The sequence below is a fragment of the Pseudoalteromonas shioyasakiensis genome (genome assembly GCF_022398475.1).
In the GTDB taxonomy this organism is placed as follows: Bacteria; Pseudomonadota; Gammaproteobacteria; order Enterobacterales; family Alteromonadaceae; genus Pseudoalteromonas.
The window spans coordinates 38975-50416 of the sequence record NZ_JAKEVM010000015.1 but is presented as its reverse complement, the minus strand read 5'-3'; the positions used below and the strand labels follow the sequence as shown (position 1 = coordinate 50416).

Below are 11442 nucleotides of genomic sequence, written 5' to 3'. Positions count from 1 at the left end.
ATATAAATGAATTTTCTGAGTAAACACCGATGTTTTCTAAATTAGCTGCGATAGGCAGTTGACTTTACATACAAGTGTTTTTACATTAGTTCAATGAAACAAATTATCTCTCGCACTTATTTTTCGTTTTTTAGCTTCTTTAGATAGAGGAGGCTTAACTGTTTGCGAGATAAATTCACCGAATAGCTAAAGCCTCCCACTTGGGAGGCTTTTTTGTTTGTGCACTGTTTTGGAATGAGGAAACCAACATGAGCATTGATACATTAAATGCGTTACGACACGATATTAATGAAATAGATTCCGACTTATTGGTGTTACTGGCTAAAAGACGCCGTATTAGCCACAGCGTAGTTGAATATAAAATTGCCAATAACAAACCAATTCGCGATGAAGCCCGCGAACAAGCATTACTCGAAAAGCTTATTAATTATGGTAAGTCGCTAGGTCTAGATGCGTACTACATCAATAATGTGTTCCAAACTATTCTTGAAGATTCTGTTTTGAATCAACAAGCAATGCTACAAAAGAACCTAAACCCTGAAGCAATGAGCGAAAGTCATCGTGTTGCTTACTTAGGTGGTCAAGGCTCTTATAGCCAATTAGCCTGCCATAAATATTTTAGCCGTCGCCCAGGTAAGCTGATTGAGATGGGCTGTTCGAGCTTTGATCAAATCACTGGCAAAGTTGAAAGTGGCCAAGCTGATTTCGGCTTACTGCCAATTGAAAACACCAGCTCAGGTAGTATCAATGAAGTGTTCGATTTATTACAACATGCACAAGTATCAATTGTCGGTGAGGTCACTCACAGCGTTGAGCACTGTTTATTAGCAATGCCAGGTACTGAGCTTTCTCACATTAATAAAATCTTTGCTCACCCACAGCCTTTTGCTCAATGTAGCCGCTTCATTCAGGGTTTAGGTGATATTCAACATGAAACCTGTGACTCAACCTTCCATGCATTACAATCAGCGGTTGAAACTACAAACAGCGCCGCTATCGGCTCAGCACAAGCAGGTAAAAATGTAGGGTTAGAAGTCGTTAAATCAGGCCTTGCAAACCAAAGCGAAAACCATAGCCGCTTCATTGTCGTCGCGCGTAACCCGTTGCAAGTATCTAAGCAAATTCCAACAAAAACCAGTTTGATTATGGCGACCAAACAACAAGCGGGTTCATTGGCTGATGCCTTGATGATTTTTAAACAACATCAAATTAACCTAGTAAAATTGGAATCTCGTCCAGTACCTGGAAACCCATGGGAAGAGGTGTTTTATGTTGACCTTGAAGCAAACCTTGATGACTTACATGTTAAGCAAGCGCTTGAAGAGCTAAAAGAACACACCCAATACACCCGTGTATTAGGCTGCTATCAAAGTGAGTCTTTGCAAGCTGTTAGTGTGTAACAGCCAGCCTAGATATGATTAATAAAAAGGAGTCAGTCGGCTCCTTTTTCGTATAATTTCATCTTAGATACTTGCACCCACTGCCCTGTCTAAGCATAATCTTGAAAACAATTTGAAATTGGAACTTTCATGAATTGGTTAGCAGAATTAGCAACTAAAAGAACACCTTGGTTATTATTAGCCGTTATTTCACTCGCATTTGAAATCACTGCGTTATTTTTTCAATACAACATGGGCCTTGAGCCATGCATCATGTGTATATATCAACGTACTGCTGTTTTAGGCTTACTTGCAGCGGGTGTGATTGGTGCAATTAACCCACAAAATATGGTTGTTCGCTTAGTCGCATTTGCCACTTGGGGTGTCTCTGCAATTTGGGGTTACTTTATTGCCAAAGAACACATTGCAATGCAAAACAATACTGACCCTTTTGCATTTAGCTGTGCATTTGAACCTAACTTCCCAAGTTTTATGCCTTTGCATGAATGGATCCCTAGCTTCTTTGCCGCTACTGGTGATTGCGGAAATATCGATTGGCAGTTTGCTTCTATGAGTATGCCAGCATGGATGGAAGTGATTTTTGCAGCATTTTCAGTGGTATTTGTGGCTGTTTTAGTTAGCCGATTAGTGAGCAAAAAGTCGCTATAATGATTTATTTTTTTACTAGCCAAATCCCTGCTTTAAAAAGCTTTAAAGTAAGGCAACGCCAGCAAATTATTGCCCTTGCTTTGGCTCATTTAAGCCCAAGCAAAAAGATCATTTTATCAGTATGTAAGCTTGCCTTTTTAGCACCATTATTTTTAGGCTTGGCCTACTTTGAAGGCTGGATGCTTATTCCTTGGTTATTGTTAGCGGGCTTAAGTTACCCACTCATCACAACACCTATCGAAAACATGTTCGCATTAGCGCATTTAGACAAAGCTATCGATGAATTTAAACAGGGCGAATAACGCCCTGTTTAGGTATATAGCCCGCTATTTATAATGTAATTTTCCCCTCAAGTTTAGCAAATAGCTTATCGCCAATTCCTTTTACTTCTTTTAATTGCTCTACCGACTTAAACGGACCTTGCTTTTTACGGTGCTCAACAATCGCTTTGGCTTTTGACTCTCCAATACCCGGTAATTGAGTAAGTTGATCTATGCTAGCTTTGTTTATACTGAGCTTTTGCATTTTAACTTGTGTTGCTTCGGTTGGTTTAACGGCGAATGCCGATGTAGCAGGTAGTAACGCAATGCTTGTGGCAAGTAAAATACTTGATAGTAATTTCATAATTTCCTCCATGATGTCCATCTTGGACAGGTAGTTAGCTATTACCCAACACTCACTCCATCGCTTGTGTTTAACTTTGGGTAACAATTTAAATAAAGCTAATGTCCCTATTATTGTCAAATTTGCTGAATAAAATTTTTCTCAAGTTACTTGCAAAGTAAGCCCCGAAGCATTACTGTATATAAAAACAGTAATCAAAGTGGCGGTATTACGCTGCAAATGCCACGCTTAAATGCAGGAGAAATCATGGCTGTTGTTGTTAAATATGTTGTAGAAAGAAACGGAGTCGAGCGCATGACGTTTACTACTAAGAAAGAAGCTGATGCGTATGACAAAATGCTCGACATTGCTGAGTCATTAGAACTAATGCTTGAAAAAGTTGATGTACCATTAAGCGAGCAACAAATTGAGTCACTGGCGCTTGAAATGGCAAAAGAAAAAGACCAATTTATGGCGGTACTTAAAGGTGCAAAAGACGCCCCAGCTAAGCCTAAAAAAGCAAAGTCAGACGACAACGTTGCTGATATAAAAGAAAAAGCGGCAAGCTAAACGTAAATTTAGATCATAAAAAAGGGCAACAGATGTTGCCCTTTTTTGTGTTTAATCAAAAACTACAGTGACGACTCAACTTCATCAAATAAGTCTGTAATTTCTTTTTTCGGCTCAGCAGTTGTAAGGCTAACAACAACAATAGCAATTGTTGATAAAATAAAGCCTGGGACAATCTCATAAATGATTGCACTTAATGCTTGGCCATCAATTGTAATTGGCGCGTAAATCCAAAATAGTACTGTTGCAGCACCAACAACCATACCACTAATAGCGCCTTGTAAGTTCATGCGCTTCCAGTAAAGGCTAAGTAATACGAGTGGACCAAATGCAGCACCAAAACCTGCCCATGCATTACTCACTAAATCTAAGATAGAGCTATCGCGGTCATAGGCTAAGTAAATAGCAAATAGAGCCACCAAAATAACACTAATACGACCTACTAAAACCAGCTCTTTTTGAGATGCACTACGGTTTAAGTAAATCTTATAAAAATCTTCGGTTAGTGAGCTTGAACACACTAATAACTGTGATGAAATAGTACTCATAATCGCCGCTAAAATAGCTGCCAATAAGAAGCCAGCAATTAAAGGATGGAAGATAAGCTCAGACAACACTAGGAAAATCGTTTCTTTATCATCAATTGGCATTTGGTTTTCAAGCATATAAGCAGCACCAAATAGACCTGTTAGCACAGCACCAATAGCTGAAAGCGTCATCCACGACATACCCACACGGCGCATAGTCGGCATATCTTTCACAGAGCGCACAGACATAAAACGCACAATAATATGTGGTTGACCAAAATAACCAAGGCCCCATGCCATTGCAGAAATAATCGCTATCGTTGAACCACCTGCAAACCAATCCATCATATTAAGTGCATGAATTTCTGATTCTTTTGGTGAGCTTAATAATAAGTCATAGCGTGCATTTGCAAGTGTATCCATAACTGGCTGATCAAGCATGGTAAACGTTGCAATTGGCACAGCCAGCAACGAGATAAACATGATACAGCCTTGTACAAAGTCAGTCAGGCTCACTGCTAAGAAGCCACCAAACAAGGTATATAACACGACGACACCGGTTGTGATGTACAGACCCATTTCGTAGCTCATATTAAATGAGTTTTCGAACAACTTGCCGCCTGCAACAACACCTGACGAGGTATACAAGGTGAAGAAAACAATGATTACAATCGCAGAGATCACACGCAGAATATTTTTATTATCATCAAAGCGGTTCGCGAAGTAATCTGGAATGGTGATTGAGTCATTCGCCTTTTCTGTGTAAACACGTAAACGAGGCGCGACTAGGAAGTAGTTAGCCCAAGCACCGAGTACTAAACCTATGGCAATCCAAACCTTGCTTAAACCAAACAAATACATTGCACCCGGTAGACCCATTAGCAGCCAACCACTCATGTCTGATGCGCCAGCTGAAAGCGCAGCAACACTTGGTGATAAATTACGACCACCTAGCATATAGCCTGATACATCGTCGGTAGATTGCTTATAAGCATACAGCCCAATCCCCAGCATGACGATGAAGTACATTGCTAACGAAATTATCATTCCTGTTTCCAAATTAGCCTCCAAAAGTTGTTTAATGTTGGCTTTTAATCCGAATAATGACTCGCAAGTTATTTAATTTTAAGACATTATTGGGGTAAAAACCGATATCACCCATGACTATAACATGCTTCCCCCCTTCAACTCCAATCAAGCAGTTCAATGACAGGGTTTACAATTTCAACCTTTTCATAACAAAAATATGATATTTAATCTCAAGTTATAGAATTCAATTGCAATTTATCCTAGTCTTAAGATCAGAATAAAATCAGTATTTATCCTCAAATACTCGCATTTAATTAATGCTATTTCAGGCACAATGACATATATTGCTGATGGATAAATGAATTAACCGAAGTGGACATGCCAGGACTATGTATTTTTACGCTGCACGCCAACCTATTTTAGATAAGGAAAAGAAACTTGTCGGCTACGAACTCCTTTTTAGGGATGGCGTAGATAACGTGTTTCCAGACATTGATGGCGATGAAGCAACATCACGACTCATTGAAGGTAGTCAGTTCAATTTTGGTTTAGAAGATTTAACGGATAACAAACCAGCTTACATTAATTTCACTTTAGAGACACTCCAAAAAGGCTACCCTTTATTACTGGGTAAAGAACAAGTCGTTGTCGAAATTCTTGAAACTATTCAACCAGGTAAACGTTTACTTGCTCTGGTTAAAGATTTAAAAGAGCGTGGTTACACACTGGCCCTTGATGATTACATTCATCAACCTGTCTGGCGTCATTTTTATCCGTATATCGATATGATCAAAATTGACTTTTTAACCACAGACAAAGAGTCGATTGAAGCGGTTATTGAAGCGATAAAACCTCACCCGCACATCAAGTTGCTTGCCGAAAAAGTCGAAACTTACGAGAAATACCAACTTGCCCTAGAAATGGGTTTTAGTTACTTTCAAGGCTTTTTCTTTTCAAAACCGGAGATGGTACAAAGTAAAACTTTGCCACCTTCTGAGATGGCTCTTGCCGAGCTCCTATACGAAACATCAAGTATTGATTTAAACCTTAGAAAAATCACTGAGGTGTTTGAACGTGACGTTAACTTATCTTATAAGCTATTACGCTATTCAAACTCCGCGGCATTTAAACGCCGTGCCGAAATCAGCACAATCAAGCAAGCGCTTATCGTATTAGGAAGCGAAGAAATTAAACGTTTCTTGTCGCTGTTATTTGCAGCTCAAGTATCTGCAGATAAACCTGCTGAACTGATCCGCCTGTCGCTAACCCGAGCACGGTTTGCTGAATTACTGGCAATTAGTCATGGTAAGTTACGCGATACAGGTATGGCTTTCTTAACAGGCATGATGTCATTAATGGATGCTATCTTAGATGAAGATATGCCAAGCGTTATGAATAAGTTACCGCTGACCAACGAAATTAAAGACGCTCTACTTAAAGATGAAGGCTTACTCGCTACCTATCTAAACCTTGTAAAATTCTATGAGCAAGCAAATTGGGAAAAAGCGAAAGAAATCCAACAACAGTTGGGCCTTAAGCCAGAAGAAGTCCCGGACGCTTACCACGACGCATTAAGTTGGTCTAATGACCAAATGAGTGTGTTTGGAGACTGATGAATATCAATCTATTAATGCTATAAAAAATGCCAGCAATTGCTGGCATTTTTATTTGAATAATCTTAAAGATTTTCTAAGAAGTCTTCGTCAAAATCATCCGTTTCTTTTTCAACTGGCGGATTACCATCATGTAGCTCATATAATTGACGCTGGAAGTAAATATCCTTCACGAAAATATATGGGTCTAACGACTCATTTAATAGGCTCTCTTGTGGCATTAATGAAGCACGGGCTTCAACCGCTTTAAGCGCAAACACCAAAATAGTCTGCGGTGTTGTTAACGAGATTTCAGGTAACACAAAGTTATCTACCACATCACCTGTTAGGTTTCGTGCTGTACTTGGCCCCATACCTGGGATCATCAAATAAGCGCCATCTCCTACACCCCATACACCTAAGGTTTGACCAAAGTCTTCATCGACAATTTCTAAACCCAGCGATGAAGCGACATCAAAAAAGCCGAGTAAACCTACCGTAGAGTTCACTAAAAAGCGCGCTAGGCTAATACCCATATTACCAGGTTTACCTTGCAGGCCAGCATTGACCATATCCGTTGGTGCGGTGATGTTATCGGTAAAATTAACAATGCTACGTCTTACCGGTGTTGGCGTGACAGTAACGTAGCCAACAGCTGCTGGGCGAAGAATATAAGCGTCAAGCACGTCCATATTAAAATCATACATAGGACGGTTAAACGACTGTAATGGGTCTCGCTCATCCGCTTTTTCTTCAGGTATTTGTGCGCATCCTGCAAGCACTACAAAAAAGATAAAAAATATACTGTGCCTAAACATCGGCTATCCTTAAGGTATTAACTCATTAATTAGCAAAGAATATTCTTTTACGTTTGCACGCTCTAAAACATCCGACTTGCCTTCCAACTCGCCGCTAGAAGTTACCACAGTTGCATCTTTTGATAAACGCGCAGTTAAAATAATTTTATCGACACTTGATAGGTTCAAGCCTTCTACCATGGCATTGCTATCACTCAACGTCACGGTTAGCGGAAAGCTATATTCGGTCATTTTTACCACAGCTAATGGCATTTGTGGACCACTGGCTGCTTTTGCAAAAACAAATAACGTGCCGTTTTGTGGCTGCGAATCTGCAAGTGCAGAGTCTAAATCAACCGTGATGCTAATTTCACTGTTTGAAGCTTCTGCGAGTTTTGTATTTGTAACTTGCTGCTCATTATTTAAATGGGCATCAATTTCAGCAATTCGCTCTGCAATCATGCTATAACGCGGGTCGTTTTGCTGCATACTTGCAAGCAGTACTTCAAACGCAGTTTTTGCTTGCAGCCAATCTTTACGCTCATAAGCAATTAGGGCTAGCAATGAGATAGCATCAATATTGGTAGGCTCTGCTTTTAACACTCTCGATAACATAGTCGCCGCACGAGACATATTCGCATCACTGCCTTCCATTAGCAGGACTTGCGAGTAGCTGATCAGCACTTGCTTGTTATCTGGGTTCATTTTAAGAACCTTATCAAATGACTGCATTGCCATATCAAATTCATTTAATGACATCGCAACACGACCTAGCAGCATCCACGCTACTTCATCATCACCACTTTGATCAAGCTTGGTACGCAATGCTAAAGCAAATGCTTGCAGCTCATTCGGTGTTAATGGCTCACCATCTTGCATTACGGCACGTTCACCATACGACTTAAGGTTTGCCATCGCGTCATGCCAGCCTTTAATTTGCTGCTGACTACCCGTGTAACCGTAAAAGATAGCCGTTAAAACAATTAAAAAGCCAGCGCCAGTAAGGGCAAAAATACGGTTGTTACCTTTACTATTTAGCGCTTTTTCCGGAGACAGCTCATTGAGTAAACGACGCTTTTGCTCGTTAACTGACTCATCGTGCATTTGTGCATCAATACGCTGGTTATCTAAGTCAGCTTTAAGCTCGTCTAAACGTTGATGATAAATTCGGATTAACTCCGAGTTTGCATTGTGATCAAGGCGTTGAATACGTTCGCGTTTAAAAAACGGAACGACAACAAATAGCAATGCAACCAGTGTGAGTAAAACAAAAGAAGCCCACATTAATGCCATCTAGCTTTGCTCCTGACGTTGATTTTGTTCAATTAACTTTGCAAGCAGTGCCTCGTCTTGCTCTGTCCATGTTTGTTTTACAGATGCCTTACGTTGGCGTAAAACAATAAAGCCAAAGCCAAGTACCACAATTAATACTGGCAATACCCATAACACTAAGGTTGCTGGTGTTACTGGTGGATCGTAATGTACGAAGTAACCGTAACGGTCAATCATATAATCGATGACTTCATCTTTGCTTTTGCCATCTTTTACCAGCGTTAACACTTTGTCACGTAAGTCTTTGGCTACAACGGCATCTGAGTCAGCAATGTTCTGGTTTTGACATTTAGGGCAACGCAGCTCTTTGGTAAGTTCACTAAAGCGAACAGCTTGCTCTTTATCATCAAATTGATACTTGTCTTGCTCTGCAAATGCGCTAAACGTGATAAGCAAACTTGCTAAAAAAATCACGAGTCTCATTACTGTAACTCCTGCATTAACGGTGCGAATTTGGCTCGCCACACACGCGGATTAATATCGCCGGTATGGTGCAGCAAAATAGTGCCTTGTTTATCGACTAAAAAGGTCTCTGGTGCGCCAGACACACCTAAATCAAGGGCTAATGTGCGTTTTAAATCTAAGATATTAAATTGATATGGGTCGCCAGCACGATTAAGCATGCTAGTGACATCTTCGCGTAGTGCGTTAATATCAAACTGGCCATCAAAGTCAGGGTCGTAGCCTTGCTCGTAGTATAAGCCAACAATCTTAACGCCCTGCTCTCTAAGCTCGGTTAAATAGCCTAACTCAGCTAAACAGGTCGGGCACCATGTGCCCCACACATTAAGTAAGTAAACTTCACCTTTTAAATCTGCATCAGTCCAACGCTTTGACTCATCCATCAAATCTGGCAGGTTAAAAGCTGGCATAGCCTGCCCAATACGCCCTGTTTGCAGCTCACGCGGGTTAGCAAACAAACCTTGATATAAAAATACACACAGTAAAACGAAAACCAGTAAAGGTGCTAGTGCGAGTAGTTTACGGTTCATGCTGAAGCCTCCTGCTTAGTCGATTTTTGGCGATAACGTTTATCACCAAGTACTAAAAAGCCTGCCAGTGAAATCAAGATACCACCGAGCCACATCCAACGAACATAAGGCTTATGGTAAATACGTAACGACCACGCACCTTGGCTTAATTGCTCACCTAGCGCTAGATACAAGTCACGCGTAAAGCCTGCATCAACAGCCGCTTCAGTCATAAACTGCATACCAATGTCATAACGGCGTTTTTCAGCATGTAAAACGGTTACTTGTTTATCGTTTTTCAGCACAGTGACAACACCAGCATGGCCACTATAGTTTGCGCCGCGGATAGGCTTAACACCATCAAAACGATACTGGTATTCATTTAATGCCACAGTGTCACCCGGCTTCATTGATACATCACGCTCTACTGAATAAGCAGAGGTGAGCGTTACACCTGCAATCACGAACGCTAAACCAACGTGGCCTAAAACCATCGCCCAATAGCTTAGCCCTAAACGTTTAAAGCCTTCGCCTAAGGTTTTGTGAATAGTTACTTTTGCCGCTAAATCAACCACTGTAGTAACAACAATCCATACCGCTAGCGCAGTTGCAATAAAGGTAATTGGCGCAATTACATCGTAACTTGAATATAACCACGCTGCCGTAGCCACGAGACTGACGACAGCCGATAGTGCAAACTTATTTTGCAACATCGACCACTTGTTTTGTTTCCAACGTAACAGCGGACCCATACCCATTAAAATGGCAAACGGTACCAGTAAAATAGCAAACATCTTATTGAAGAACGGCTCACCAATCGAAATGCTGCCTAAGCCAAGTTCTTTGTGGATCATTGGCAGTAATGTACCTAGCAATACAATCAGCGTTGCCACAACTAAGAAAATATTATTTAGCCAAAGCGCAACTTCACGTGAGGCAAACTTATAACGGCCTTCACTTTTCACCTGCGAAACACGCAGTGCATAAAGCGATAAACCACCACCAACTACAATGGCTAAGAAAGCTAAAATAAACATACCGCGGTTAGGATCTGAGGCAAAAGCATGCACAGATACAATGATACCCGAGCGAACAATAAAGGTCCCCAGTAAGCTTAACGAGAATGCTGCAATAGCCAGTAATACGGTCCACGACTTAAATACACCACGCTTTTCGGTGGTTGATAATGAGTGCAGCAATGCGGTTGCCACAAGCCATGGCATTAATGATGCGTTTTCAACTGGATCCCAGAACCACCAGCCACCCCAGCCAAGTTCTGAATATGCCCACCAACTACCGATGGTAATACCGAGTGTTAAAAAGCCCCATGCTGTCATAGTCCAAGGACGAGACCACTTAGCCCAAGTATTATCAAGCTTACCTGTAAGTAACGCTGCAATAGCAAATGAGAACGACACAGATAAACCCACATAGCCCATATAGAGCAATGGCGGGTGAATAATCATACCCGGATCTTGCAATAACGGATTTAAATCGCGACCTTCAACTGGGAAATACGGTAATAGGCGCTCAAATGGGCTCGACATTAATAAGGTGTACAGCATAAAGCCAACACCTAAAAAGCCTAGTACACCCAGTACACGAGCACGTAATACCCAAGGTAATGATTGCGAACGCATAGCGACAACTGCTGTCCAACCCGCTTGCATTACTAACCAGAGTAAAATTGCCCCTTCATGACCACCCCATGTCGAGGTTATTTTGTAGTACCAAGGTAAGGTGCTACTTGAGTGATAAGCAACATACGAAACAGTAAAGTCGTCGGTTAAACTGGCATAAACAAGTGCAGCAAAAGACAAAAGTACAAATACGAATTGTCCAATTGCCAGTGATGGGGCTGCACGCATTAAACGTAAATTGCCGGTATGCGCGCCCCACAAAGGAAAAATACACAATAGAACACTGAGCACCATGGCCAGTGTTAAAGAAAAATAACCGAGTTCTGGGATCAT

The 11442-nt window shown here is 41.1% G+C and carries 12 protein-coding genes; 5 read left to right on the top strand and 7 right to left on the bottom strand.

Features of this window, described 5'->3' with window-relative positions; all coding sequences use genetic code 11:
• The first annotated feature begins 248 nt into the window (after positions 1-248).
• The 3 genes from L1D51_RS05030 (at position 249) to L1D51_RS05020 (ending at position 2350) form a co-directional block, all read left to right on the top strand.
• Positions 249-1400 carry a chorismate mutase gene (locus L1D51_RS05030; protein WP_054562150.1) on the top strand — a complete coding sequence of 384 codons (1152 nt, stop codon included), beginning with the start codon at positions 249-251 and terminating at the stop codon, positions 1398-1400.
• 129 nt (positions 1401-1529) lie between these two features.
• Positions 1530-2048: a disulfide bond formation protein DsbB gene (gene dsbB / locus L1D51_RS05025; protein ID WP_054562151.1), complete on the top strand. Its 519-nt coding sequence runs from the start codon at positions 1530-1532 to the stop codon at positions 2046-2048.
• Entirely contained in the window at positions 2048-2350 is a 303-nt protein-coding gene (locus L1D51_RS05020) for a DUF6170 family protein (protein ID WP_055197970.1), read from the top strand. Before dsbB ends, L1D51_RS05020 begins: the two co-directional genes overlap by 1 nt.
• Before the next feature lie 28 nt (positions 2351-2378).
• Here the strand turns inward: L1D51_RS05020 and L1D51_RS05015 are convergent, their stop codons facing one another.
• Complete coding sequence (locus tag L1D51_RS05015) at positions 2379-2672, bottom strand: ComEA family DNA-binding protein (protein WP_054562153.1); 294 nt, start codon at positions 2670-2672, stop codon at positions 2379-2381.
• 246 nt (positions 2673-2918) lie between these two features.
• On the opposite strand from L1D51_RS05015, the gene L1D51_RS05010 reads away from it, so the two are divergent.
• Positions 2919-3221, top strand: a complete 303-nt coding sequence (locus L1D51_RS05010; RefSeq protein ID WP_054553324.1) for a YebG family protein — start codon at positions 2919-2921, stop codon at positions 3219-3221.
• A 62-nt stretch (positions 3222-3283) separates the two neighbouring features.
• Here the strand turns inward: L1D51_RS05010 and putP are convergent, their stop codons facing one another.
• Positions 3284-4795, bottom strand: a complete 1512-nt coding sequence (gene putP, locus L1D51_RS05005) for a sodium/proline symporter PutP (protein ID WP_054562154.1) — start codon at positions 4793-4795, stop codon at positions 3284-3286.
• 371 nt (positions 4796-5166) lie between these two features.
• Here putP and L1D51_RS05000 point away from each other — a divergent pair, with 371 nt between their 5' ends.
• The gene (locus L1D51_RS05000) at positions 5167-6390 is read left to right on the top strand and encodes an EAL and HDOD domain-containing protein (RefSeq protein ID WP_054562155.1); all 1224 of its coding nucleotides are present in this window, start codon (positions 5167-5169) and stop codon (positions 6388-6390) included.
• A gap of 65 nt (positions 6391-6455) precedes the next feature.
• Here L1D51_RS05000 and L1D51_RS04995 read toward each other — a convergent pair whose 3' ends face one another.
• From L1D51_RS04995 to L1D51_RS04975, 5 genes are read right to left on the bottom strand one after another with little or no spacing between them, the layout of a single operon-like run.
• Positions 6456-7187: an MlaA family lipoprotein gene (locus L1D51_RS04995; protein WP_239962966.1), complete on the bottom strand. Its 732-nt coding sequence runs from the start codon at positions 7185-7187 to the stop codon at positions 6456-6458.
• 9 nt (positions 7188-7196) lie between these two features.
• Complete coding sequence (gene ccmI / locus L1D51_RS04990) at positions 7197-8459, bottom strand: c-type cytochrome biogenesis protein CcmI (RefSeq protein ID WP_239962964.1); 1263 nt, start codon at positions 8457-8459, stop codon at positions 7197-7199.
• Positions 8460-8921, bottom strand: a complete 462-nt coding sequence (locus tag L1D51_RS04985) for a cytochrome c-type biogenesis protein (protein ID WP_054562158.1) — start codon at positions 8919-8921, stop codon at positions 8460-8462.
• On the bottom strand, positions 8921-9490 hold the full coding sequence (locus tag L1D51_RS04980; protein ID WP_054562159.1) for a DsbE family thiol:disulfide interchange protein: 570 nt from the start codon (positions 9488-9490) through the stop codon (positions 8921-8923). The genes L1D51_RS04985 and L1D51_RS04980 overlap by 1 nt, the downstream gene beginning before the upstream one ends.
• The gene (locus L1D51_RS04975; RefSeq protein ID WP_239962955.1) at positions 9487-11442 is read right to left on the bottom strand and encodes a heme lyase CcmF/NrfE family subunit; all 1956 of its coding nucleotides are present in this window, start codon (positions 11440-11442) and stop codon (positions 9487-9489) included. Before L1D51_RS04975 ends, L1D51_RS04980 begins: the two co-directional genes overlap by 4 nt.